This is a genomic window from Alteribacillus iranensis, assembly GCF_900113025.1.
In the GTDB taxonomy this organism is placed as follows: Bacteria; Bacillota; Bacilli; order Bacillales; family Marinococcaceae; genus Alteribacillus_A; species Alteribacillus_A iranensis.
The window spans coordinates 756,780-782,239 of record NZ_FONT01000002.1 but is presented as its reverse complement, the minus strand read 5'-3'; the positions used below and the strand labels follow the sequence as shown (position 1 = coordinate 782,239).

Here is a 25,460-nt window from a genome sequence, read left to right as displayed (position 1 = left end):
GCAGGATCTCGGTCTCATGTTTTTACAATATTTGAGACAGCCTGCATACTAATCATCATTCTTGGAAAGCATCCCTACCTTTAGTTACAGAGAGGCATTAAAAAAACCTCCCTAGTTAGAACTAGAGAGGCTGGTTATTTTTAAGTAATGGCGGAGGAGGAGGGATTCGAACCCCCGCGGGCCGTGAAGCCCCTGGCGGTTTTCAAGACCGCTCCCTTCAGCCAGACTTGGGTACTCCTCCGTATGTATTGATGCTGCTGTCTGAGCTGACAAAGATAATAATAGCACAGCTAAAAAGAGGAAGCAAGGGTTTCAACCAAAAAAATGATATAAAATATAGAGGAATGTATTGTGAGAGAAATTTTCTCTTTTATTTTAGGGGAAATAAGGCAGGTTGACTGTTGAATGCCAACCCACCTCTTCTTTATTTTCCGATATATTCTTTGTTCCCCATATAAGAACGCAAAACGTCGGGGATACGAATCGTACCATCTTCTTGCTGGTAGTTCTCCATGATGGCCGCTACTGTTCGGCCGAGAGCCAAGCCGGAACCATTCAATGTGTGTACAAATTCTGTTTTTGACTTTTGGTCTCTCTTGAACCGGATGTTTGCCCTGCGTGCTTGGAAGTCCTCAAAATTACTACAAGAGGAAATTTCTTTATAATTATTGTAGCTTGGAAGCCATACTTCTAAATCGTACTTTTTAGCTGCAGTGAATCCAAGATCTCCCGTACACATATTCATGACTCGATACGGTAGTTCTAATAGTTGAAGCACTTTCTCAGCATGTCCTGTTATCTTTTCTAGTTCATCGTAGGACTCTTCAGGTTTAACGAAGCGTACGAGTTCCACCTTATTGAATTGATGTTGACGGATTAACCCTCTAGTGTCTCGCCCCGCAGAACCTGCCTCGGAACGGAAACAAGCACTGTAAGCCGTGTATGCGATTGGGAGGTGATTCCCCTCTAATATCTCATCTCTATGGTAATTAGTCACTGGCACTTCAGCAGTTGGGATCAAAAAGTAATCCTCTTCTCTAATTCCAAAAGCATCTTCTTCAAATTTTGGCAGCTGACCTGTACCTGTCATGCTATCTCTGTTCACCATATAAGGAGGTAGAATTTCTTCATACCCATGTTTTTCCTGATGCAAATCCATCATGAAGTTGATGAGCGCTCGCTCCAAACGCGCACCAGCCCCTTTATAAAAGACAAAACGGCTGCCTGTTACTTTGGAAGCTCTCTCAAATTCCAGAATACCCAAATCTCTTCCAAGGTCCCAATGGGCTTTTGCTTCAAAAGAGAAGGAGGAAGGTTCTCCCCACTTACGGGCTAGTTCATTATCTGACTCGTCTTCCCCTACTGGTACACTCTCATGGGGAATGTTTGGGATGGACAAGAGAAGCTGTTGTAACGTCTCTTCCGTTTCCTTCAATTCCTCATCAATGGCCTTAATTTTTTGAGAGACTTCTTTCGTTTCACTGATTAAATGATCGGCATCTTTCTTTTCTCTCTTTAACTGAGCGACTTCTTGAGACACTTGGTTACGGCGCTGTTTTAATTCTTCTGTTTCTTGAATAAGAGCCCTTCTTTTCTGATCCAGCTCTTCAAATTTCTCTAAATTTCCAAGGTCTTCTCCTCGTTTTTCCAACTTTTGTTTTACTTCATCAAAATCTTTACGAAGCTTCTTTACGTCTAACATGTTAATTCCTCCTCGAGTATTATATTCAAGCTCTGTGTAGAGCCTCTCATCCATCATGAAAGCGATATTCCACCCTTTATTGTTTGTGCACGTCAGCCTGCCAAGAGAAAATATAATATAGATGCCGTAACCAGACGTAGCTAACCCATTCACAAAAGTTAGCTTTTATCATTCCCTAAACTATAAAAAAACCGCCCCTAAAAAAAGGGACGGTTGTACCGCGTTGCCACCCAAATTCAGAGAATACTTCTCTGCTCCTTGGATCCTGTAACGCGGATAAGACGAAAAGAGCTACTGATTTTTCACTCTTTCACTCAGGGCGGGATTCACCTTGCCAGTCAACCGGTTCTCACCTACCACCGGCTCTCTGAATGACTGTACATGGTTACTAATGCCCGTCTACGATTTATGGAGCAGCTGTTACCGTACTAGCTGCTTCTTTCGATTCTCTCACCATTTGAACAAAATATTGATGAAACCTCGTATCTTTTGTCAATTCCGGATGATAGGAACATGCGAGTAAATGATTTTGACGTGCCGCTACAATCTCCCCATTATATTCGCATAAAATCTCAACCTCGTCCCCTACACTCTTGATGAGAGGGGCGCGAATAAATACCGCTTCAATATCATCGCCGACTCCTTTAACAGATAAAGTCGTTTCAAAACTTTCTCTTTGTCTTCCGAAAGCATTTCGCTCCACTTCCATGTCCATGAGCTGCAAGTGTCCTTCCGGTTCGCCTGTGATGTCTTCGGCCATGAGAATGAGACCGGCACATGTGCCAAACACAGGTTTTTCAGCAGCAGCGAATTGTTGCAGCGGTTCCCGAAAGTGATATTTATCAATTAATCGGCGCATCGTTGTACTTTCGCCGCCGGGAAAAACTAAGCCATCGAGCTCGTCCAATTGCTCTATGCGCTTGACGACACTGACTTCACAATCAGGAGCTTCTAAGCTTTCCACATGTTCCCTGACCGCTCCTTGTAAAGCGAGAACTCCTATTTTAACCATATTATCCCTCCTTTACACGCATCCTTTAAGGATTATTCACTGCGGTCCTGCATACGCTGAGAAGGGTCCAAGGTAGACATCTCAATGCCTTTCATGGCAGTACCAAGATCTTTAGAGAGCTGACCTATCAGTTCATAGTCTTGATAATGAGTTGTCGCTTCTACGATAGAACGTGCAAACTTCGCTGGATTCTCTGACTTAAAGATACCAGAGCCGACAAATACACCGTCTGCTCCTAATTCCATCATTAACGCAGCATCCGCTGGTGTCGCAATACCACCTGCCGCAAAATTTACAACTGGCAGCTTACCGTTTTCTTGAATATCAAGAAGTAATTCATAAGGAGCACCTAAGTTTTTCGCTTCTGTCATCAATTCATCTTTTGACATATTCGCTACTTTTTTAATTTGAGATTGCACCATACGCATATGGCGGACAGCCTCTACAATGTTCCCCGTACCTGGTTCCCCTTTTGTACGTAACATCGAAGCACCTTCTCCGATACGGCGAAGAGCTTCTCCTAAATCACGACATCCGCAAACAAAAGGTACTGTAAATTCGTTCTTATCCATGTGATATACGTCATCAGCAGGAGTGAGAACTTCACTTTCGTCAATGTAATCAGCTCCGAGTGCTTCGAGCACACGAGCTTCTACAATATGTCCAATACGTGCTTTTGCCATAACAGGAATAGAAACTGCATTCATAACTTCTTCTACAATGGTAGGATCTGCCATGCGTGCAACTCCCCCTGCAGCACGAATATCAGAAGGAACACGTTCGAGTGCCATGACAGCTACTGCGCCCGCTTCCTCTGCGATCTTTGCTTGTTCGCCATTTACGACGTCCATAATAACGCCGCCTTTTTGCATTTCCGCCATTCCGCGTTTTACTCTATCTGTACCTCTATCTGCCATTTCCATTCCCCCGCTGTTTTAAAGTTAACTTATCTTTCTTATTTTAGCATTATCCCATCTTGTTATAAAGGTTTCTTTAAAATAAGCCTCTCACAAAAGTAGCGGCGTTCTCCCACATGTTTCCAAAAAAGCTTCCTATTCCACGAAGAGATAGGGCGAACCAACCAGCTTTCTCTACGTCTTCTTCTAAGACTAAGGGAACTTCCGCGTTGCTTGTCATCTTTTCATGCAAATAGTCTTCTTCTGTCATACCCTCTACTCGAATGGTTCCTATGGTTTCTCCTTTTTCAAGCGGAGCTTCCAGCTCTCCTTCTTCCGTCAAGAGCTCTTTATTTATAGTCACTACCGGAGTTAGGTTTTCTTCTTGTCCTTCCTCCACAAGAACTTGTAAGTCACTTCCTGCAGTTACGGAAACTTCATCTTCTTTCCCTTTTATAACCGAAACAGTCTGATGGCCTTCTACTTGCTCACCTTCTTTGATTACTGTTTCTTGTGAGAATTGATCGAATCCATAATCGAACAATTTAGCTGTTTCCTGAAAACGTGCTTCTCTCGATTCCGTTCTCATCACGACAGAAATATAACGCAGTCCATCGCGTTCTACTGTCCCTGTAAACGCATTACCAGCTAAGTCTGTAAAGCCTGTCTTCAGTCCATCGACACCTTCGTAAGCGAAGACACTTCCTGGAAGCATCCAGTTCCAGTTCTGCATTTCTATGTAATCTTCTGTACCTTCTTTAAAAGTCTTTTCTCGAATGCTCGCTGTATCTAATACTTCAGGATAGTTTTTTAATAGATGATACGTAAGAATAGCAGTAGCTCGAGCAGACATCATATTTTCTTCATCCGCCTCAGTACCTGAAGGATGGTTCCCTTTCATCGACTGGTTATTCAACCCACTGGAGTTGACGAACTTATAATTTTCCATGCCTAGTTCTTCTGCTTTTGCATTCATTCGTTCGACAAACTTCGCTTCAGAACCAGCAACATGCTCTGCTAAAGCTATCGTTGCTCCATTCGCTGAATATATAGCCATCGCTTCGTATAGCTCTTTTACAGTATACGTTTCATCTTGGCGGAGAGGAACATTCGATAAGCTGGTATCTAAAGATAACTGTCGTACTTTATCACTAATTTTCACTTCATCTTCCCAGGATATCTCGCCTTGATCGACTGCTTCATGAACTAGAAATTCAGTCATTATTTTTGTCATACTAGCTGGAGGTAAAATCACATCAATATGATCCTCATATACAATTTTCCCAGACTCGGCTTCTACTAATATGGCAGCCTCTGCTTCAAGGTCTGGCTCCTCTGCTAATGCATTCCCACTACTTCCTATTAGTAAAGATAAAAGAACAGATGATACGATACCTTGTTTTAAACGTTTGATTTTCAACCCTTGCACCTCCATACTCCCTTGCACAAACGCTATTTTATCACAAGCTTATTTAAAAACATAGATAGCCTGTAGCACTATATTTCAACAAATTTATCGACAGTTCAAGAAACCCGTCTATCCGTAACAAGCGCAAGGCCCCAAACAAGAAGACTTGGTCACCAAAGAGCACATGGTGCTTAAAACGTAATCTTGGAAACGCCAAAAAAGAAATGCCTTTTCCATGGGGGGCCAGCGAAACTTTTAAAATTGTAACGTGAAAGTCTCGTCTGGGTCCCAAAGGGGATAAAAGGCATTTTCTCTTCTTACATTCATTTTTTGTTTTTATTAGATTTGTCGTATATTACCCGATCTTATAGACTGTAGTTTGGTGCTTCTTTCGTAATCTGAACATCATGAGGGTGACTTTCTCTTAAGCCCGCGTTCGTAATACGAGTAAAACGAGCATTTTCTCGTAAATCCTCTAGCGTAGCTGTTCCGCAATATCCCATTCCAGCTCTCAAACCACCCATGAGCTGGTGCAAAGTGGCTGACAAAGGTCCTTTGTAAGGAATACGCCCTTCAATACCTTCAGGCACCAGCTTCTGGCTGTTTTCCTGGAAGTATCGATCCTTACTGCCTTGTTCCATAGCAGCCATAGAACCCATGCCTCTGTATACCTTAAACTGTCTTCCTTGATAAATTTCTGTTTCACCAGGGCTTTCCGACACACCAGCCAGCAAGCTACCAAGCATGACAGCATGCCCACCGGCAGCAAGAGCTTTCACGATGTCTCCTGAATACTTGATTCCTCCATCAGCAATAATGGGAACATTGTGTTTACTTGCTTCAACGGCACAGTCGTATACAGCTGTAATTTGAGGAACGCCTACCCCGGCAACAACACGGGTTGTACAGATAGAGCCAGGGCCAATCCCCACTTTTACGACATCTGCTCCTGCTTCAATAAGAGAACGAGTTCCTTCGGCAGTAGCCACATTTCCTGCGATCAGCACGATATCTGGAAACGCCTCTCTTATTTCCTGAATTTTATCTAGAACACCTTTAGAATGACCATGAGCTGTGTCAACCACCAAAGCATCGACGCCTGCCTCAACGAGAGCCTCCGCACGCTTGATGACATCTGCCGTCACACCGATCGCTGCCCCAGCCAAAAGACGGCCTTGTTCATCTTTTGCTGAATGAGGAAACTCGATGACTTTTTCAATATCTTTAATGGTAATTAAACCTTTTAATGTTCCATCTTCTTCCACAAGAGGAAGCTTCTCAATACGATGTTTCTGTAAGATTTTCTCCGCTTCTTCCAGCGTCGTTCCAACGGGAGCTGTCACTAAATTAGTACTAGTCATCACATCTCTAATTTCAATCGAATAATCTTCAATAAAACGGAGATCACGGTTTGTAAGTATTCCTACTAACTTTTGATTCTCATCAACAATCGGTACACCAGAAATACGGTATTTTCCCATTAAATGTTCCGCATCGAATACTTGTCTATCTGGGGTCAAAAAGAAAGGATCTGTAATCACGCCACTTTCAGAGCGTTTAATTTGATCTACCATCTCAGCCTGCTCTTCAATGGACATATTCTTATGAATAATACCGAGACCGCCTTCACGGGCCATTGCTATGGCTAACGCCGCTTCCGTAACCGTGTCCATGCCGGCACTAATAACTGGTATATTTAACCCCAGCTTTTCTGTTAAGGAAGTAGCAACAGAAACATCACGCGGATGAATGTCAGAACGGTCCGGGACTAGAAGAACATCGTCAAATGTTAGCCCTTCTTTCACAAATTTGTCTTCTCGCACAGTATTATCATCCTTTCTACCTAAATGTTTTCCCTCAGACATAGCTTTCCCCAGTCTTTGGCAATAAGTATAAATATCAAAAAGTGCAAGCGTACTGACTTCTGCGTTGGCTTACACAGGAAGCATTGCACTTGTTGAAGCGACATAGCGCCTGAAGCTAGACAACGACCGCTAAAATTTTATACTTTCTTTCCTGTTTAGAAATGGTAAGAATGTCTAAACTAAGAGATTAGAGAAGATGAACTATATTCTCTCAAGTTTTCCTAATATCTTACCATTTTTATTGAACGATAACGAGCGTATGAAATAAGTTTAAACTTTCAAAATAGTTCCATTAAAGGTAAGGGAGAAAAGATGACAAATAACGACATATCTCGTGATTTTTCTTATTTTCGTCCGTATGAATCCCAAGAATACTTGAGAAAGTGGCTGTATAAGAAATATAAAAACAATCCAGACATAATGAGTGAAGCTTCAGAAAGAAGTTATACAAATACGTCTGTTTTTCACTATGAATGGTTAATTGGAAAAAACTATTGGTACGAAGGTATGAATGCTTCATTAATGGTGAAGCCTCTATTATTATTTTATGGTCTTACTCATTTATTAAAAGGACTTGTGTTACTTCATGATGCGTATTATCCAACTAATTCCGAAGTGCTCGCACATGGCGTGACAACAAGGAAGAGAAAAAAGAAAGGATACCGATTTATAGAAGACGAAATTAAAATCCAAAAAAAAGGGTTTTTCCCTCACTTTTCATATGTGATGTTCCACGTGGAACTTTTCCAAGGAGAGAAGTGGAAAATGAAAGACTTACTGCTCGAAGTACAACCAACTCGTTCTTTATTACAAAACATCAATGAAGATACAACGTTCTCTAACACAACCAATAAGCTGCCGCTAATCTGTACTCATTATTTATTATTATATAATCTAAGCATGATCACCCGCTATGAAGGTGAATGGTGGGGGGAACTATTAACTCACAGACATTCAGTAGATTATCCTATTATTAAATCATATTTATCAGAAGCTCCTCATGTGATTCCCCCCTTCTTTAAATCTTTTTTCTCTTAAACAAAGTGGTTGCACGTAAAAATGAAATGGTAGCTTGTTCCTTCTTTTATAACTAAAGAATATGGTTAGCAAGCCGCCTTTTCCTTGTCTTACGTTCGGTCGTTTGCCAGCGAGAGGAGGTATAAAAAAAGAGATCATGTTGGGGTGAATAGGATTCAATTCTTCCATTTCTTACATAAGGTTGATGGTGAACAGGTATTTTACAGAACCAAAAAAAGAGACTATCCCCCATAAGGACAGTCTCCGTTATCATCGCCGAAGAAAAGCTTAGAGTTACTCTTCCTCAGGATCTTCTTCTTGAATTGGTTCAGTTACATCTTGTTCATCCAATTGCTCTGTGTTCTCTAATTCTTCTATTTCCTCTTCTCCTTCGGGAGTTTCTACTGGTGCTACGGTAGATACTTCTTCTCCCGGTGCTAAGCGAATGAGTTTTACCCCTTGAGCGTAGCGTCCAAGTCTGGATATCTCTTCACTTTTAATTCGAATTAACACACCGTGAATAGTCATCACCATAATATCAAGATCATTCGAGATAGAACGGAGTGCAATGAGATTGCCATTTCTATCCGTTACGTTGCATGCTTTCAATCCTTTTCCGCCACGGTTTTGCATGCGGAACTCATGAAGAGGGGTACGTTTTCCATAACCATTTTTCGTCACAACAAGGACATCTTTGTCTTCAGAAGTAATATCCATTCCAATAACTTCATCTTCTTCTGTTAAGGAAATAGCTTTCACCCCGGCCGCTGTCCGTCCCATGAAACGTACGTCTTCTTCAGATATGTGAATGGCAAGCCCATGTTTTGTTCCGATAATGATATTTTCCTCTCCATGTGTTAAACGAACACCGTGTAGTTCGTCACCTTCACGAACACTGATAGCAAACAATCCGCCCTTGCGAATATTAGCAAATGCTGATAAGCGTGTCCGCTTTGCAATTCCCTTTTTTGTCAGGAAGAAAAGGTAAGCTTCATCGGAATATTCTTCAACGGGGATAACCGTGCTGATTTCTTCATCTTTTTCAATCTGAAGCAAATTAATGACAGGTATCCCTTTTGCTGTCCGCTTTAACTCAGGGATTTCATACGCTTTCAAGCGGTAGACTTTTCCTTTATTGGTGAAAAACAGGATCGTATGATGTGAACTTGTAGTAAACAAATGTTCCACAAAGTCATCATCGTTCGTTCCCATTCCTTGGATGCCGCGCCCACCCCGGCGCTGACTTCGATACGTATCAATAGGCATTCTTTTCAGATAGCCATGGTGAGAAATAGTAATAACTACATTTTCTCGAGGAATCAAATCCTCATCTTCTATTTGATTGTGTCCTGCCGTGATCTCTGTTCGACGTGTATCGTTATACTTTTCCTTCAACTCTGTAAGCTCTTCACGAATAATTTCCAACACACGTTCTTCACTGGCTAAAATAGCTTTCAACTCTTTGATTCGCTCAATAAGATCTCGATACTCTTCTTCGATCTTATCTCGCTCTAAGCCGGTTAAACGTTGTAGACGCATATCCAAAATGGCTTGCGCCTGCTCATAACTTAAAGAATATCTTTCCATTAAGCCGTTGCGAGCAATATCTGTCGTTTGTGAGTGGCGAATCAATTCAATGACTTCATCAAGATGATCTAACGCTATTCGAAGACCTTCTAAAATGTGAGCTCTTGCTTCCGCTTTTCTCAGCTCATAAGCAGTACGTCGCTTAATGACTTCTTTCTGATGTTCCAGATAAAACGCTAAACATTGCTTTATATTCAACACTTCCGGCCGCCCATTTACTAAGGCGAGCATGTTAATTCCAAAGCTGGTTTGTAGTGCGGTTTGCTTATAAAGATTGTTTAGCAGGACGTTCGCATTCATATCTTTTCTTACTTCAATCACGATACGCATGCCATCCCGATCCGATTCGTCTCTTAAATCCGTGATCCCATCAATTTTCTTATCACGAACAAGCTCAGCAATTTTTTCAATGAGTCGGGCCTTATTCACCTGATAAGGAAGTTCATCTACAATGATCGTTTGTTTGCCTGTTTTACTTTCAGAAATATGGGCATTGGCTCGGATCATGATCGAGCCGCGTCCTGTTTGATATGCTTTTCTGATTCCTGATCTTCCTAATATCGTGGCTCCCGTTGGAAAGTCAGGTCCCGGTATAAATTCCATAAGCTCTTCTATAGTTAAATCCGGGTTCTTACTTAATGCAAGGACACCATCAATGACTTCCCCCAACTGGTGGGGAGGAATGTTTGTCGCCATCCCTACGGCAATCCCCGATGCTCCATTAACGAGCAAATTAGGAAAGCGTGCTGGAAGAACAACAGGTTCTTTCTCATTTCCATCATAGTTGTCCTGATAGTCAATCGTATCTTTGTTGATATCACGAACTAGTTCCATTGATATTTTGGACATTTTTGCTTCAGTGTAACGCATTGCAGCTGCAGAGTCACCATCTACCGATCCGAAATTACCGTGGCCATCTACAAGCATATAGCGATAGCTGAAATCTTGTGCCATCCGAACCATCGTTTCATATACGGCAGAGTCGCCGTGAGGGTGATATTTACCTATCACATCTCCGACAATACGTGCTGATTTACGGTATGGTTTGTCTGGCGTCATACCGAGCGTATTCATGGCATATAAAATTCGGCGATGGACTGGTTTTAAGCCATCGCGGACATCAGGAAGTGCCCGGCTGACAATGACACTCATCGCGTAATCCAAAAAAGATGTCCGCATTTCCTGACTAATATTAATTTCCGTCACTCTTGACTCATTGTTGTCTGCCACTTTCTCACCTCCAATTATAGAAAAGCGTTAGCGCCTTGTTAGCTGTGACAAGTTCCGACGTACAGGATGTACTAGCACCGCCGTTTCCACAGGACGTGGAGTACTTAGGCGGTGTTCCTTCATATACCAGGCACCCTGGTAGCCGGAGGTGAAGACGATAATAGATGATCGGCTAAAGGAAGAGAACGTTCTACTAACTAATACCGCACACCTCGTGTGTGCAACGTAGAAGCCACTGCCTCATTCATGCCTTGTTCCTTTTAAATTAAATATCCAAGTTTTTCACGTATCGGGCATTTTCCTGTATAAAATCACGTCTCGGTTCTACTCGGTCCCCCATCAACGTTTCAAATATCTCATCTGCCATCATGGCATCTTCGAGGTTTACCTGCAGAACTGATCTTGACTCTGGGTCCATCGTTGTTTCCCACAACTGATCCGGGTTCATTTCTCCTAGACCTTTATATCTCTGATAAGTTGGTTTTGGCTGCTCGGGCAGCTCTTCTATAATACTATCGAGTTCTCTTTCCTCGTAAGCGTAATACACTTTTTTACCTTGTGAGATTTTATAAAGAGGAGGCTGAGCAATATAAATATATCCTTTTTCAATCAAAGGTCGCATATATCGATAGAAAAAAGTAAGAATTAATGTTCGAATATGAGCCCCGTCCACGTCAGCATCTGTCATAATAAATATTTTGTGGTATCTTGTTTTTTCTATATCAAAATCATCACCTATGCCCGTCCCCAGAGCCGTGATAATTGTACGGATTTCATTATTTGCTAAAATTTTATCTAATCTTGCTTTCTCTACGTTTATAATTTTCCCGCGTAACGGAAGAATTGCTTGGAAGTGCCGGTCTCTTCCTTGCTTCGCTGATCCTCCGGCCGAGTCCCCCTCTACTATATAAATTTCACTAATAGAAGCGTCTCTCGAGGAACAATCTGCTAATTTCCCTGGCAATGAACTAACTTCCAACGCGTTTTTCCGGCGGGTAAGCTCGCGGGCTTTTTTCGCTGCATCTCTTGCCCGAGAAGCCATTAATCCTTTTTCGACAATTTTCTTGGCGGTATCTGGGTTTTCTGCCATAAACCTCGAAAAGAATTCGCTAAAAAGGGAATCTGTAATCGTCCGCGCTTCACTGTTACCGAGTTTCGTTTTCGTTTGTCCTTCAAACTGCGGGTCAGGAATTTTAACAGATATAATAGCCGTTAAGCCTTCACGAACATCATCACCAATTAAATTGGGATCATTTTCCTTGAATAAATTATGCTTTCGTGCGTAATCATTAATAACGCGAGTTAACCCTGTTTTAAAGCCGGACTCGTGAGTACCGCCTTCATGGGTATTAATATTATTAGCGAATGAATATATATTGCTTGTATAGCTCGAGTTATACTGAAGGGCCACTTCTACATGAAGGTCTTCTTTGTTTCCTTCGATAAAAATGGGTTCTTCATGCAATGCTTCTTTCTGACGGTTTAAATACTCAACGAAAGAAGCAATACCGCCTTCATAATAATATTCAACCGGTTCCCGTTCGTCGTCCCGCTTATCAGTTAAAGTAATGTGAAGCCCTTTGTTGAGAAAGGCCAGCTCCCGTAATCTTGTAGCTAATATGTCATACTCGTACTCAGATTCGCTGTCGAAAATAAGGAAATCAGGTTTGAAATGAATCTTTGTCCCGCTTTTCTCTGTTTGGCCGATCACTTTTAAATCATCTTTAGGAACACCGCGTTCGAATTTTTGATAATGTATGTTGCCGTCGCGATGCACTTCCACTTCCAGCGATTCAGATAACGCATTGACGACAGAGGCGCCAACACCGTGAAGACCGCCGGAAACCTTATAGCCTCCGCCGCCAAATTTACCACCAGCATGAAGAACAGTCATAATGACTTCTACGGCAGGTCTGCCCATTTTTTCATGGATCCCTACAGGAATCCCTCTTCCGTTATCTTCTACCGTGATACTATTATCCGTTTCTACCGTGACAAAAATGTGGTCACAAAAACCTGCCATCGCTTCATCAATACTGTTATCGACAATTTCCCAAACTAAGTGATGAAGGCCACGGCTGCTGGTTGATCCAATGTACATACCAGGCCTTTTTCTGACCGCTTCTAACCCTTCAAGCACTTGGATCTGATTTTCATCATAGGATTGTTGTTCTGCTGACAATTTATTCACCTTCACTTCCGTAATCAGGAATCCGTATTTTCTTCTGCCGTATCTTCGCTAAAATCCTCGAACTCTGCCACCACTTGAGATCTTCGTTTAAGAGTTAAAGAGGATATGGGAGAAAGATAAATCTTTTTATCAACGGTAACGACCACAGACTTCGTTTGTTCCTCTGAGATTTTTATAATATCACTATTTTCCTGTGATGATAGAAATTCTCGTGTGATGGACGAAGAATTATGCGAATCCTGGTCTAGAATTGTAACAACATCCTTGGATCGAATGACCGTCTCTCCACCAAGATGGATAAACATCTATTTCACCTCATTTCATTTGCCTTAATGTCCCTTTTTCTGCTTGGAAAGCAGATGCTTTCTTAATCGTCTCATGCTCAATCCCTTCTACGCTTGTTGCCGTTACAAACGTTTGTACTTTACCTTGAATGGCATGAAGCAAATGGGACTGTCTATGGTTATCCAGCTCTGAAAGAACATCATCCAATAATAATATCGGGTATTCCCCGATATGCTCGTTAATTAATTCAATTTCAGCTAGCTTCAAAGACAACGCCGCTGTACGTTGTTGCCCTTGCGAACCGAACGTTTGAACTTCCTTGCCGTTAATCTTTAAGGATAACTCATCACGGTGCGGACCGATCAAGGTAACACCTCTGCGGATTTCGTTTTGTCGAATGTGTTCGAGCTTCTCTTTTATTCTTACTTCCAGCATCGACAGATCCATCTCTTCTGATACCTGCGCAGTCGGAATATATGCGACTTGCAACTCTTCTCTCTCCCGACTAATTTGCTTGTGAATGTCTGCTGACCATTCCTGAAGCATTTCAAGAAATACAAATCGACGCTGAATGACTTTAGCAGCTGTCTGTGCCAGTTGGTCACTCAATACTTCTAACATAACTTCCTGCTCTTTTTCCGGCACCGGGAACATGTCTTTTAGAAGCTGATTGCGCTGTTTTAAAATCCGCTGATAAAGAGATAGATCGTAAAGATACACTGGGCTGATTTGACCAATTTCCATATCAATAAAGCGACGCCTCATTTGAGGCCCGCCTTTTACTAAATTGAGATCTTCCGGAGCAAACATGACGACATTTAATGCTCCAATGTACTCACTAAGCTTCCGCTGTTCCATCCCGTTCACTTTGGTCTTTTTTCCTTTTGAGGAAATAATCACTTCAAGAGAGGTAGGTCCGCTTTTTCGTGAAAAGTCGGCACCAATCCTTGCAAAGTCTTCCTCCCACTGAATAAGTTCTTTATCCTTCGAAGTGCGGTGAGATTTAGCAAAAGCCAGCACGTATACGGCTTCCATCATGTTTGTTTTTCCTTGAGCATTTTCTCCAAGAATTAGATTGATCTTATTCTCTACTGGTAGATCAATGTGGTTGTAGTTACGAAATTGTTTGAGATGGAGTGAGTTGATATGCAAAAAGATCCCTCTATTTTTTATTTGATTTTACGATGAAATCCTCCATTTCCGTAATATGGATTTCATCGCCATCATACAGCTTTTTGCCGCGCCTATCTTCGGGCTCTCCGTTGACCATTACTTTATACTCGGACAAAAACCACTTTGCCATTCCACCGCTGTCAATAAGAGCGGCTTCTTTTAGCATTTGCCCAAGTGTAATGTACTCCGTTTCAATTTCAATGGAACGACTCATCTTATGCCCTCCTGTCATGTGTGTCCACTTGGGTTTAAGAAAAGCGCAAGCTGGAAAACGCTCCATAAGTTGTACTTCTTCCCTGTTTCTATAAAACTTCCGTAGACATACATAATACTTACTCTATTTTACTAAACATTCGCCAAGAACGCCAACGATATATCGTCCCCCTTTTTTACAGGATAGAAAAAGGGACTTTTGAGATGTTCAGGAGAACTGTAGAAAATGAAAAACTTGCACAGACAGCCAGTTGCATGGTTTTCTGTGCAAGTTATAGGTTTGAATTAGTACGTTCGAACGGGAGAAAAAAGATGTAGCATTTGGTCATGATCTGCCGGCTGGAGAATGAACGGACTCATCGCCCCAGTAAAAGATATCGTTACTGTTTCACTATCAATGACCCTTAACGCATCAATAATATTTTTCCCGTTAAAGGAGATTCTCAACTCTTCTCCCTCTATTTCATTGCAACTTACTTTTTCAGTGACTTTCCCCACTTCCACAGAAACGGAAGTGATTTCGATTTCATTGTTTCCCAATGTCTTCAAGTTCACAACATTGTTTTTAGCTTCCCGAGATAATAGCAATGCTCTCTCCAAGGATTGTAACATTTCTTTTTTTGTAAGTTCCAAGGTTGTTTTAAACTGACCTGGAATCATCGTTTTTGTGACAGGATATTTCCCGTCTAACAACCGGGAAAAGAAAAGTAAGTGCTTCAATTTAAACAAAACTTGGCTGTCAGTTACGACGACTTCTATCAAGTCATCTGTATCTTCTAGGATTTTATTTAATTCATTCAAGCTTTTCCCTGGAATGACGACATTGGAAATGACCAAATCTTCTCTTTCTGTCTCTAGAGACGCTTTTCTCATGGCCAACCGATGACTATCTGTTGCAGTACAGATAACCTCTCCGTTTTCACTCTCCAAGTTTACACCTGTCAACACCGGACGTGTCTCCTGGGTAGAGACAGCGAACACAGTTTGTCTAATCATATCTTTTAAGAGGTTTTGTGGTAGACAAAATGTCCTATCTTCCTCTAATTTAGGAAGGCGTGGATACTCCTCCGGATCCAATCCATTAAGATTGAATACTACACTGCCGGATCGAACAGTGGTAGCAAACTGGTCTTGTACATAAATTTCAATAGATTCTCCTGGAAGTTTTTTAACGATATCTGCGAAAAAACGGGCTTGCAGGACGATGCTTCCTTCTTCTTTTATTTCCACATATTCCGTTTCTTCGTCTTGTGCTGGGATAAATGATTCTATCGAAATGTCAGAGTCACTTCCCGTCAGAGTAACCCCCTCGGAAGTTACATCCATCTTTATCCCTGTAAGTATGGGAATCGTCGTTCGAGAAGAAACAGCTTTGTTAACGTGCTGTACGCTTTTAACGAACTGATCATGCTGAATTACAAAATGCATACTGAATCTCCTTTTATTATATATATTTATTATTTAAAAATAGTAGTACTAGTAATAGAGCCTGTGTAAAATGTGGATAATTAATCAAAAGTACTATCACACTAGAGTTATTAACATGTGGATAGAGTGTGGATATAATGAGTGAGTTTTACACACTATGTTTTTAACTTCTCCATTACTTCTTCAATACTTTTTTGCAACTCTGTGTCAGTAGCAAGTAAGTTTGAGATTTTTTCATGGGCATGAATCACTGTCGTATGGTCGCGGCCGCCAAACTCTTCTCCAATTTTGGGAAGCGAAGAATCAGTCATTTCCCGTGACAAATACATTGCTATTTGCCGAGGAAACGCGATGGCTTTCGTTCTTTTTTTTGCTTTTAGTTCTTTTACTTGGACATTAAATTGCTCTGCGACCATTTCTTGTATATCAGGAATAGAAATTTGTTTTGGTTTTGCACTAGGTATGATATCTTTTAGAGCTTCTGCGGCCAGATCCGCATTCATGTCTTGATTGATTAAAGAGGAATAGGCTACCACTCGTATGAGCGCCCCTTCTAATTCTCGGATGTTCGTGTCAATTTGATTCGCGATATACAGCATGACTTCATTCGGAATATCTAATTTTTCGGCTTTCGCTTTTTTACGTAAGATCGCAATTCTCGTTTCTAAGTCAGGAGGCGTAATATCGGTAATCAAACCCCACTCAAATCGAGACCGAAGCCTGTCTTCAAGCGTCGGAATTTCCTTTGGCGGCCGGTCGCTGGATATTACAATTTGTTTGCTTTCTTCATGCAAAGCATTAAACGTATGGAAAAATTCTTCCTGAGTTTGTTCTTTTCCAGCTAGAAACTGAATATCGTCGATTAAGAGAACATCGACATTTCGATATTTGTTACGAAAAATTTCTGCTTTGTTATCACGGATAGAATTAATAAATTCATTCGTAAATTTCTCTGATGATAAGTAAACGACCCGTGCTTCTGGGTTGTGAGCGATAACGTAATGACCAATTGCGTGCATTAAGTGTGTTTTGCCAAGCCCTACACCCCCGTAAATAAACAATGGGTTATAGGCTTTAGCCGGTGCTTCTGCTACAGCTAGCGAGGCAGCGTGGGCAAACCGGTTGCCAGAGCCAATGACAAATGTATCAAAGGAATACTTGTCATTCAGCATGCTCTTTGGTACTTCCTCTGTTTGCATAGCTGAACGAGAAGATGGACTTTGACCTATCTCGTTGTCAGGTGGCTTTTCCTCTTCTTTCTCACTTTCTGGGATAACAAATTTAATTCGCAAAGCAGAACCCGTAATATCCTGCAGGGTCTCAGAAATAAAAGCAGAATAGCGATTTTCGAGCCAATCCCTTGCAAATTCATTTGGTGCAGTGATGACGATCGTATCTTCTTGTAGATCAGATGCTTTTGTGAACTTTAACCAGGTTTCATAGCTCGGCTTGCTCACTTTTTGACGCATCACTTCCAGGGTCTGATCCCACAAGTCTGTTATATTTTCCACCAGCTGAGCCTCCTTTGCAGTGGCAGTATATTCATACAAAATAACTTCTTCCATCATTGAAGAAGGCAAGAAAGGCTCCCACTCTTTATTAATGAAGAAGGAAGCCTTCACGATTTACGTGTGTATAAATCCAAGTTGTTAAGGTTATAGTAAAACTATCTGTTGACTATTTCTTGATCATCCATACCAACGTAATTATAGTAGAAACAAAATATATGTACAGTACTAACAAGTATGTGGATAATATTATACATAGTCTGTGGAAAATTATCCACAACGTTATCAACACGTGTGGATAACATAACTACTTGAACGAGTTATCCAAATTAAAAACAAATATATCATACCAAAAAAAAAGACCGGTTACAACGGGATTCGTCAAGGTTATCCACAAAATCAATACCTTGTGTAGAACATTCATCCACAACACTATATTATGTGTGTAACTTGTAGATAAGCTTGTCGAAAAATGACTTTTTTTCTTTTTTTATTATCCACAGGTGGAAAACTGTTTGTCGAAATGAAATAGTAGGAAGGGAAACATGTTAGGAAAAGAAGTAATACATATGCTAGCGAAGAAAGCAAAAAACTACTATCCACAAGCAGAGAAGCCAGAGGTTTTCATGGAAAGGAAATTCACCTCCCACTTAAAAAGGATTCATAGATGAATATGAAAGCGCGTGAATATTTGAGAGGATCACAACGTTGGTTGTAGAGGAACGAAAGAAGAAACCTGACATTCTATGAATGACACGTCACTTATTCATTACTTTTCTTAAAGAGTAGAAAGAGTCCTTGACAATTAAATTCATTCCTCTATATAATCGTAAGGAATGTCATGATAACGTTAGATTCCTCAGGGAGGTGCAAGATATAATGGGTAAACCAACGTTTAAACCAAATACACGTAAGCGTAAAAAAGTACATGGTTTTCGTGAACGTATGAGAACGAAAAACGGTCGCCATGTGTTGAAGAACCGTCGTCGTAAAGGAAGAAAAGTATTATCTGCTTAAGACCACTGCTATTCAGTGGTCTTTTTTTAAGTTAAAAAGCAAATGTTAGCGTGTTCGGGACCTAGCTTCAGGCGGTGTACGCCAATATCCGAAAGTGTTACGTCCTCTTCTAACCTAGAGATTGACGTTTTTCTAATGGAGGGCCATTATGAAAAAAGAAAACCGTATTAAAAAAAACCATGAATTCAGCCGCATTTTTGACGAAGGGACGTCCGTTGCGAACCGACAGTTTGTGGTATATGTGTTAAAAAAGACCGATCAACCTCATTTCCGTGTGGGTTTGACTGTCAGCAAGAAAATGGGAAATGCCGTAGCACGAAATCGTATGAAGCGTTTGTTGAGAGAGGCATTGCGTGAGCTGAGCGAAGATTTAAAGGGAGAAAGAGATTATATTGTCATCGCAAGAAAACCGGTCACAAAGATGACGTACCATGAAATAAAAAAAAGCTTACACCATGTTTTTCGAGTTGCTCGCGTCTTGAAGAAAAAGTGATCCCTTTCTTAAGGAATTCCTTTGTTAGAAAAGGCTTTGCGCTACGATTAGTACTTTATTTCTTCTTAACACTTCGATAAAATATAGAACATACGTGAAATCTGCCCAAGGAGGAACCTTTTGTGTACAAGAAAATAGGTCTGACAGGAATGCTCGTTGCTGTCGCTCTATTTTTATCTGGCTGTATGGATGTGAATCAGCCGATAAATGAAGACAGTGAAGGCATTTGGAATTCGGTGTTTGTTTACCCTCTATCCTGGCTCATTATAAGAATTGCAGAAGCAACTGGGGAAAATTACGGGTTATCGATTATTATTGTCACCATTATGTTACGGATCGTCATATTGCCTTTAATGATTAAACAGACGAAAAGTGCACGCGCTATGCAGGAAATTCAGCCTGAAATGCAGAAATTAAGAGAAAAGTATAGTGCAAAAGACCAGCAGACTCAACAGAAGCTGCAGCAAGAAACAATGCAACTCTTTCAAACACATAACATAAACCCGCTAGCTGGGTGTTTTCCTATTTTTATTCAAATGCCAATTCTGATTGCGTTTTACCACGCCATCATGAGGACACAGGAAATTGGCGGCCATCAGTTCTTGTGGTTTGAATTAGGACAACCTGATTATGTGTTGCCGCTTATTGCAGGGGCTACCACATTTATTCAACAACGGATGATGATGGTTCAAGACAATCCGCAAATGAAGATTCTCTTGTATATGATGCCGATTATGATTACGGCATTTGCATTCTTTTTCCCATCAGCCTTGGCGTTGTACTGGGTAATCGGTAATATTTTCATGATTGTACAGACATACTTTATTACCGGACCAGGAGCAAGAAAGCGTGCTGATGCAAGAACGGAAGCGAAAGCGGGAGGAGCGAAGAAAAAGTGAATTCAGTAAAAGTGTCGGGGAAAACAGTGGAAGATGCGGTAAGAGAGGCTCTGAAACAACTTGGCACTGACAAAGTGGAGAATGTAGAGTACAAAGTACTAGAAGAGCCTACTAAAGGTTTCTTGGGAATCATTGGTGGAAAGGACGCGCTGTTAGAAGCTACATTAAAAGCAGAGCCTGAAGAAGAAGCGTTAGCCTTTCTCCAAGACATTCTCCAGCAAATGAAAGTACGGGTTGACGTGGAAATGCATAAAAATGGGAGAGAAACTGAATTTCTCTTAAGTGGAGAGGATCTGGGCGTGATTATCGGGAAACGCGGAAAAACGTTAGATTCCCTTCAATATTTGGTGAACTTAGCGGCCAACCGTACTAGCGGTCGTTATACGAGAATTATCTTAGATGCCGAAAATTATAGAAAACGTCGTCAAGAGGCTCTGGAACAATTGGCTGAACGTTTAGCCTCAAAGGTCGAACGTACGGGACTAAAAGAGTTATTGGAACCAATGAATGCTCGCGAACGAAAAATTATTCATTCGGCTCTCCAGAACAGACAGGGAGTCCTTACTCGATCTGAAGGGACAGAACCTCATCGCTATATCGTCATATACCCTGAAAAATAAATAGTACTCCCCGAGCTATTACTGAAGAAGCACCCGAATCCGAGAATCACCGGACGGGTGCTTTTTGTTGTGCGAAATAAACCATTCCTGGAGTACTGTCCAGCTTCAGGCGGATCGAAGTCGTGTTCCCCCACAATTGCTATTGTTTGCCAAAGGAACAGAAGCTCTTAGGTATAAAGACAAAAAGGAGTCCGTACATGATGAAATCTTCGTAAAGTAAAAGGTAGTTACCCACATGTGGATAAATTCATTCTTTCCCAATGGTCCACATTGTGATATTCTATTGTGTTAGGGAAGAAGAAATTCATCTTTCCTTAAAATGTGGAAAAATCGTCTATACTAGTTGACATAGATAAGAGTAAACCCTAGAGAAAGGGGGAAGACAGATGGAATTCGATACAATTGCTGCTATATCTACTCCCTCCGGTGAAGGAGCCATTGCGATTGTTCGTTTGAGCGGGGATCAGGCTCTCACCATTGCGGATCAAATATATAAAGGGAAGTCTCGATTAGTAGATGTCGCGTCGCATACGATTCATTACGGTCATATTGTTCATCCGGATTCAGAAGAAGTAATAGAGGAAGTAATGGTATCCGTGTTGCGTGCGCCGAGGACATTTACGAGGGAAGACATTGTAGAGATTAATTGCCACGGGGGTCTTGTGTCGGTGAATAGAGTGCTTGATGTAGTGCTCAGTGAAGGAGCAAGACTTGCAGAACCAGGGGAATTTACAAAGCGCGCTTTTTTAAATGGCCGAATCGATCTTTCTCAAGCAGAAGGGGTAATCGATCTCATTCGTGCAAAAACAGATCGGGCTATGAATGTAGCTATGAAACAAGTCGAAGGACGCCTGTCGAATAAGATCAGACGTCTCCGTCAACAGCTCATTGAAACAGTGGCGAGCGTTGAAGTAAACATTGACTACCCTGAATACGATGCGGAAGACGTGACCTTGGAACTGTTAAAAAGAGAAGCACGTGCTGTCCGTGAAGAGATAGAAGGATTACTTGCAACCGCTAAGCAGGGAAAGATTCTTCGCGAAGGTATTTCTACTGCTATTATCGGAAGACCGAACGTGGGGAAATCTTCCTTAATGAATAGTTTGGTACACGAAAATAAAGCCATTGTTACGGATGTCCCAGGTACAACACGTGATGTGTTAGAAGAATACGTCAATGTCAGGGGAGTCCCGCTTCGTTTAATTGATACAGCAGGAATTCGAGAAACAGAAGATATCGTAGAAAAAATTGGTGTGGAGCGTTCGCGCCAAGTACTGAAAGAAGCTGACTTAATTCTACTCGTTATAAATAGCGCGGAAGAATTAACCGAAGAAGATGAAGCCCTCTTTGAAGCGATTCGTGATTTAAATGCCGTCATCGTAATGAATAAAACAGATCTGGAGAAGAAAGTGGATGAGACGCGTCTTCGTGAGTTAGCTGAAGGACGGCCGCTTATCCAAGCGTCTCTACTAAAAGATGAAGGAATTGAAGAGCTCGAGCAGGCCATTGCTCGTTTGTTTTTTGAAGAAGGAGTGGAGACACAAGACTTAAGTTATGTGTCTAATGCCCGTCATATCAGTTTGTTAAACCAAGCTAAAAAATCGATTGATGATGCACTGGAAGCTGCCGAATTGTCGATGCCGGTAGATATGGTACAAATCGATATTACCCGAGCTTGGGAACAGCTCGGCGAAATTATAGGCGACAATGCCCATGATGGTTTAATCGACCAGCTCTTCTCCCAATTCTGCTTAGGGAAATAGAAAAGCGGAAGCATAAAGGAAGTTCGGCTAAAGAAAAAGGAACTTCTACTAAGACCGCCCACATCGTGTGGGCAACGTAGAAGCCACCGCCTCCTGCGGAAGTTCCTGTGACAACACCGAACTGACCCACGTCGTGTGGGCCTGCGTCAGGTTCTGGAGAGCCAGCATAGAAAGTAGATTTTTACTTTCTATGCCTGGCTTGAAGAAACCCCGAGCGGCAGACTGCTGCAGCTAGACAATAAAAAAGCGGAAGTAGATTCCATAGTGACTTAATAGAAATACAAATATAGAAGGAGGTTCATATGATGGAGCAATATCAAGGCGGAGAGTTTGACGTCATCGTAGTCGGTGCCGGTCACTCAGGTACTGAAGCAGCCTTGGCTGCTGCCAGGATGGGTGCGAAAACGCTAATATTGACATTGAATATGGACGCTGTTGCGTTTATGCCTTGTAATCCTTCTTTAGGAGGGCCTGCAAAGGGCGTAGTTGTTCGTGAAATTGACGCTCTTGGCGGTGAAATGGCAAAAAACATTGATAAAACGCATATCCAAATGCGTCTTCTGAATACAGGGAAAGGTCCTGCCGTCCGCGCACTGCGGGCACAAGCAGATAAAGCCCTGTACCAGGTGGAAATGAAAAAAACGCTAGAAGAAGAAGAAAACCTTATGTTGCGTCAAGGAATGGTTGAGAAGCTTGTAGTAGAGGATGGCGTGTGCAAAGGAGTTGTCATGAATACGGGGACCGTCTATACCGGTAAAACTGTGATCATTACAACAGGTACGTTTTTGCGCGGTCAAATTATTATTGGCGACCTTTCTTATGAAAGTGGTCCGAACAATATGCAGGCTTCTGTTAACCTTTCTTATGATTTGCAGGAGCTAGGTTTTGAAATGGTTCGTTTTAAAACAGGGACCCCTCCGCGAGTCAACGGAAACTCTATTGATTACGACAAAACAGAGATCCAGCCGGGAGACGAAGAGCCACGAGCCTTTTCCTACGAAACGACAAAGTATATTACGGATCAACTTCCGTGCTGGCTCACTTACACGTCTCCAGAGACACATCAAATCATTAATGATAATCTATCACGTTCCCCTATGTATTCTGGAATGATAGAAGGAACAGGGCCTCGTTACTGCCCATCCGTGGAGGATAAAATTGTCCGCTTTCACGACAAGCCTAAACACCAGATCTTTCTTGAGCCAGAAGGAAGAAATACGTCTGAAGTCTATGTGCAAGGCTTGTCCACCAGTCTCCCGGAAGACGTGCAGTTCAAAATGATTAAGTCGGTGCCTGGGCTTGAGAATGCTAGAATGATGCGCCCGGGTCATGCCATTGAATACGATGCGATCGTACCGACTCAGCTATGGCCTACCTTAGAAACGAAATTAATTGAAAACTTGTTTACAGCTGGTCAAATTAATGGAACGTCTGGCTATGAGGAAGCAGGTGCTCAAGGAATCATGGCTGGCATTAATGCTGCGCGAAAAGTACAAGGAAAAGAAGGAGTCGTACTCAAGCGTTCAGATGGTTATATCGGAGTACTCATTGATGATCTGGTCACAAAAGGAGTTGATGAGCCTTATCGTTTGCTAACATCTCGTGCAGAATATCGTCTTCTCCTTCGTCACGACAATGCAGACTTAAGGCTTACGGATATCGGCTATGATATTGGTTTAATTTCAGAGGAGCGTTACGAGAGATTTACGAAGAAAAAGGAAGCCATTGCTCGTGAAAAAGAACGGTTGGCAAACATCATCATTAAACCAAACGAAGACTTGCAGAACATGCTAAAAGAAAAGCAATCGTCTCCTATGAAGGAAGCTGTTTCTGCAGCTCATTTGCTGAAACGCCCTGAATTAGGCTATCATGATGTGGCTCCATTTGTTCCAGCTGACGAGGCAATCATGCCTGATGTCGCCGAACAAGTAGAAATTCAGGTGAAATATGAAGGCTATATTAGTAAGCAGCTTGAACAAGTAGAAAAAATGCAAAAAATGGAAAAGAAACGAATTCCGGAAGACTTAGATTACCATCAAATTACGGGATTAGCTACAGAGGCAAAACATCAGTTGTCTCAAGTTCGTCCTCTTTCTGTAGGACAAGCCTCCCGTGTCTCTGGTGTGAACCCTTCAGATATCTCTATCTTACTCGTATATCTTGAACAAGGAAGGCTTGCAAAAACCGCTGATGCCTAAGCATGTCATTGATACGGCAAGCAAAGGTAGATAACCGTTAAGTCGAAGTGTCTCCGTTGTTTCCCAAAAGTACGCTCCAGCGCCCGCGTTCCTCCCCTACGATTGGTGAGTACACCGGCGCTGGAGTTTTTCTACATATATAGAAGAGATAAGGTGGCGTTTATGAGTAAACTTTTATTTCCCGAGTGGTTGAAAAAAGAAGGTATAACACTGACAGAAGATCAAATGAATCAATTTGATAGATATTATCAATTACTCATTGAATGGAATAATAAAATGAATTTAACGAGCATTACCGAAGAAGATGAGGTATATGAAAAACATTTTTATGACTCATTAACGGCTTCGTTTGCTTATTCCTTTCACGATGCTGCACGTGTCGTTGATATTGGAGCGGGTGCTGGTTTTCCAAGCTTGCCGATTAACATTTGCTTTCCGCATCTTCATATCGTTATTATTGATTCTTTAAAAAAGAGAATTGCTTTTCTAGAAGAGCTGGTGAGAGAATTACAATTAAAGAACGTGACCTTGCTCCATGGGAGAGCCGAGGACTACGGGCGTGACCGCAATCATCGAGATTCCTATGACGTAGCCATAGCTAGGGCCGTGGCAAGAATGCCGGTATTGACAGAGTTGTGCACGCCATTCGTTAAGACGGGAGGCGTTTTTTTAGCAATGAAAGGAGCCTCGGGGATCGAAGAACAGAAAGAGGCGAATAAAGCCATCCAAGCCTTACAATGTAAATGGGAGGAACCTTATGCAAGTAAGCTTCCTAATGAGAACAGCAAACGTTATATTTTAACAGTGAAAAAAATGAAAGCCACTCCGAAAGCTTACCCTCGGAAGGCAGGAACCCCGGCGAAAAAACCGATTCTTTAACGGGGTTTTTCGTCGACAGTAAGGAATTATAATTTTAGTGATCGATGTCTAGCTTCAGGCGCCATCGGCTCGAGGT

General features: G+C 41.8%; 20 protein-coding genes, 1 tRNA gene and 1 other annotated feature. Of the genes, 8 read left to right on the top strand and 13 right to left on the bottom strand.

Translation table 11 applies throughout. The annotated features are described in order from the left end of the window. Nucleotides 1–148: 148 nt before the first annotated feature. The 6 genes from BM095_RS07675 to guaB form a co-directional block, all read right to left on the bottom strand. A tRNA-Ser gene (locus tag BM095_RS07675) sits at nucleotides 149–241 on the bottom strand. Nucleotides 242–424: 183 nt separating this feature from the next. Continuing rightward, nucleotides 425–1,702 (bottom strand): serine--tRNA ligase, encoded by a 1,278-nt coding sequence (serS, locus tag BM095_RS07670; RefSeq protein WP_091659706.1) that lies wholly within the window; start codon nucleotides 1,700–1,702, stop codon nucleotides 425–427. 202 nt (nucleotides 1,703–1,904) lie between these two features. After that, nucleotides 1,905–2,113: a binding site (T-box leader), on the bottom strand. Further along, on the bottom strand, nucleotides 2,109–2,714 hold the full coding sequence (gene pdxT, locus BM095_RS07665) for a pyridoxal 5'-phosphate synthase glutaminase subunit PdxT (protein WP_091659703.1): 606 nt from the start codon (nucleotides 2,712–2,714) through the stop codon (nucleotides 2,109–2,111). (Overlaps the previous feature by 5 nt.) A 32-nt stretch (nucleotides 2,715–2,746) precedes the next feature. Continuing rightward, the gene (gene pdxS / locus BM095_RS07660) at nucleotides 2,747–3,631 is read right to left on the bottom strand and encodes a pyridoxal 5'-phosphate synthase lyase subunit PdxS (RefSeq protein WP_091659700.1); all 885 of its coding nucleotides are present in this window, start codon (nucleotides 3,629–3,631) and stop codon (nucleotides 2,747–2,749) included. Nucleotides 3,632–3,707: 76 nt separating this feature from the next. Continuing rightward, nucleotides 3,708–5,045: a D-alanyl-D-alanine carboxypeptidase family protein gene (locus tag BM095_RS07655; protein WP_091659697.1), complete on the bottom strand. Its 1,338-nt coding sequence runs from the start codon at nucleotides 5,043–5,045 to the stop codon at nucleotides 3,708–3,710. 338 nt (nucleotides 5,046–5,383) lie between these two features. Further along, a complete protein-coding gene (gene guaB / locus BM095_RS07650) occupies nucleotides 5,384–6,841 on the bottom strand; it encodes an IMP dehydrogenase (RefSeq protein ID WP_091659874.1) in 1,458 nt (485 codons plus the stop codon). A gap of 354 nt (nucleotides 6,842–7,195) precedes the next feature. Between guaB and BM095_RS07645 the strand changes: the two genes are divergently transcribed. After that, the gene (locus BM095_RS07645) at nucleotides 7,196–7,921 is read left to right on the top strand and encodes a YaaC family protein (protein ID WP_091659694.1); all 726 of its coding nucleotides are present in this window, start codon (nucleotides 7,196–7,198) and stop codon (nucleotides 7,919–7,921) included. Nucleotides 7,922–8,194: 273 nt separating this feature from the next. Here BM095_RS07645 and gyrA read toward each other — a convergent pair whose 3' ends face one another. From gyrA to dnaA, 7 genes are all read right to left on the bottom strand, one after another. Continuing rightward, a complete protein-coding gene (gene gyrA, locus BM095_RS07640) occupies nucleotides 8,195–10,666 on the bottom strand; it encodes a DNA gyrase subunit A (RefSeq protein ID WP_407639146.1) in 2,472 nt (823 codons plus the stop codon). 316 nt (nucleotides 10,667–10,982) lie between these two features. Continuing rightward, nucleotides 10,983–12,899: a DNA topoisomerase (ATP-hydrolyzing) subunit B gene (gyrB, locus tag BM095_RS07635; protein WP_091659688.1), complete on the bottom strand. Its 1,917-nt coding sequence runs from the start codon at nucleotides 12,897–12,899 to the stop codon at nucleotides 10,983–10,985. A gap of 23 nt (nucleotides 12,900–12,922) precedes the next feature. Then, nucleotides 12,923–13,213: an extracellular matrix regulator RemB gene (gene remB / locus BM095_RS07630; protein WP_091659685.1), complete on the bottom strand. Its 291-nt coding sequence runs from the start codon at nucleotides 13,211–13,213 to the stop codon at nucleotides 12,923–12,925. Nucleotides 13,214–13,223: 10 nt separating this feature from the next. Then, the gene (gene recF, locus BM095_RS07625) at nucleotides 13,224–14,345 is read right to left on the bottom strand and encodes a DNA replication/repair protein RecF (protein ID WP_091659682.1); all 1,122 of its coding nucleotides are present in this window, start codon (nucleotides 14,343–14,345) and stop codon (nucleotides 13,224–13,226) included. Between the two features lie 10 nt (nucleotides 14,346–14,355). Then, nucleotides 14,356–14,580: a S4 domain-containing protein YaaA gene (gene yaaA, locus BM095_RS07620; RefSeq protein ID WP_091659679.1), complete on the bottom strand. Its 225-nt coding sequence runs from the start codon at nucleotides 14,578–14,580 to the stop codon at nucleotides 14,356–14,358. A 284-nt stretch (nucleotides 14,581–14,864) separates the two neighbouring features. Next, nucleotides 14,865–16,007: a DNA polymerase III subunit beta gene (gene dnaN, locus BM095_RS07615; protein WP_091659677.1), complete on the bottom strand. Its 1,143-nt coding sequence runs from the start codon at nucleotides 16,005–16,007 to the stop codon at nucleotides 14,865–14,867. 155 nt (nucleotides 16,008–16,162) lie between these two features. After that, nucleotides 16,163–17,518: a chromosomal replication initiator protein DnaA gene (gene dnaA, locus BM095_RS07610; protein ID WP_218151616.1), complete on the bottom strand. Its 1,356-nt coding sequence runs from the start codon at nucleotides 17,516–17,518 to the stop codon at nucleotides 16,163–16,165. An 876-nt stretch (nucleotides 17,519–18,394) separates the two neighbouring features. On the opposite strand from dnaA, the gene rpmH reads away from it, so the two are divergent. From rpmH to rsmG, 7 genes are all read left to right on the top strand, one after another. Further along, the gene (gene rpmH, locus BM095_RS07605; protein WP_091659674.1) at nucleotides 18,395–18,532 is read left to right on the top strand and encodes a 50S ribosomal protein L34; all 138 of its coding nucleotides are present in this window, start codon (nucleotides 18,395–18,397) and stop codon (nucleotides 18,530–18,532) included. Nucleotides 18,533–18,680: 148 nt separating this feature from the next. Further along, nucleotides 18,681–19,025 (top strand): ribonuclease P protein component, encoded by a 345-nt coding sequence (gene rnpA / locus BM095_RS07600; protein ID WP_091659672.1) that lies wholly within the window; start codon nucleotides 18,681–18,683, stop codon nucleotides 19,023–19,025. Between the two features lie 122 nt (nucleotides 19,026–19,147). Next, nucleotides 19,148–19,924 (top strand): YidC family membrane integrase SpoIIIJ, encoded by a 777-nt coding sequence (gene spoIIIJ / locus BM095_RS07595; protein WP_091659669.1) that lies wholly within the window; start codon nucleotides 19,148–19,150, stop codon nucleotides 19,922–19,924. After that, on the top strand, nucleotides 19,921–20,544 hold the full coding sequence (jag, locus tag BM095_RS07590) for an RNA-binding cell elongation regulator Jag/EloR (protein WP_091659667.1): 624 nt from the start codon (nucleotides 19,921–19,923) through the stop codon (nucleotides 20,542–20,544). Before spoIIIJ ends, jag begins: the two co-directional genes overlap by 4 nt. Before the next feature lie 386 nt (nucleotides 20,545–20,930). Further along, a complete protein-coding gene (gene mnmE, locus BM095_RS07585) occupies nucleotides 20,931–22,307 on the top strand; it encodes a tRNA uridine-5-carboxymethylaminomethyl(34) synthesis GTPase MnmE (protein ID WP_091659664.1) in 1,377 nt (458 codons plus the stop codon). 305 nt (nucleotides 22,308–22,612) lie between these two features. Then, nucleotides 22,613–24,505, top strand: coding sequence for a tRNA uridine-5-carboxymethylaminomethyl(34) synthesis enzyme MnmG (mnmG, locus tag BM095_RS07580; protein WP_091659661.1), 1,893 nt, complete (start codon nucleotides 22,613–22,615; stop codon nucleotides 24,503–24,505). A gap of 162 nt (nucleotides 24,506–24,667) precedes the next feature. Continuing rightward, nucleotides 24,668–25,384 carry a 16S rRNA (guanine(527)-N(7))-methyltransferase RsmG gene (rsmG, locus tag BM095_RS07575; RefSeq protein ID WP_091659656.1) on the top strand — a complete coding sequence of 239 codons (717 nt, stop codon included), beginning with the start codon at nucleotides 24,668–24,670 and terminating at the stop codon, nucleotides 25,382–25,384. Nucleotides 25,385–25,460: the final 76 nt, after the last annotated feature.

Excerpts from the sequence above, each read along its gene's own strand:
- dnaN (WP_091659677.1), bottom strand. The coding sequence starts at position 16,007 with ATGCATTTTGTAATTCAGCATGATCAGTTCGTTAAAAGCGTACAGCAC.
- mnmE (WP_091659664.1), top strand. The coding sequence starts at position 20,931 with ATGGAATTCGATACAATTGCTGCTATATCTACTCCCTCCGGTGAAGGA.
- serS (WP_091659706.1), bottom strand. The coding sequence starts at position 1,702 with ATGTTAGACGTAAAGAAGCTTCGTAAAGATTTTGATGAAGTAAAACAA.
- mnmG (WP_091659661.1), top strand. The coding sequence starts at position 22,613 with ATGGAGCAATATCAAGGCGGAGAGTTTGACGTCATCGTAGTCGGTGCC.
- pdxT (WP_091659703.1), bottom strand. The coding sequence starts at position 2,714 with ATGGTTAAAATAGGAGTTCTCGCTTTACAAGGAGCGGTCAGGGAACAT.
- remB (WP_091659685.1), bottom strand. The coding sequence starts at position 13,213 with ATGTTTATCCATCTTGGTGGAGAGACGGTCATTCGATCCAAGGATGTT.
- rpmH (WP_091659674.1), top strand. The coding sequence starts at position 18,395 with ATGGGTAAACCAACGTTTAAACCAAATACACGTAAGCGTAAAAAAGTA.
- rnpA (WP_091659672.1), top strand. The coding sequence starts at position 18,681 with ATGAAAAAAGAAAACCGTATTAAAAAAAACCATGAATTCAGCCGCATT.
- yaaA (WP_091659679.1), bottom strand. The coding sequence starts at position 14,580 with ATGAGTCGTTCCATTGAAATTGAAACGGAGTACATTACACTTGGGCAA.
- rsmG (WP_091659656.1), top strand. The coding sequence starts at position 24,668 with ATGAGTAAACTTTTATTTCCCGAGTGGTTGAAAAAAGAAGGTATAACA.
- pdxS (WP_091659700.1), bottom strand. The coding sequence starts at position 3,631 with ATGGCAGATAGAGGTACAGATAGAGTAAAACGCGGAATGGCGGAAATG.
- BM095_RS07655 (WP_091659697.1), bottom strand. The coding sequence starts at position 5,045 with ATGGAGGTGCAAGGGTTGAAAATCAAACGTTTAAAACAAGGTATCGTA.
- gyrA (WP_407639146.1), bottom strand. The coding sequence starts at position 10,666 with ATGCGGACATCTTTTTTGGATTACGCGATGAGTGTCATTGTCAGCCGG.
- BM095_RS07645 (WP_091659694.1), top strand. The coding sequence starts at position 7,196 with ATGACAAATAACGACATATCTCGTGATTTTTCTTATTTTCGTCCGTAT.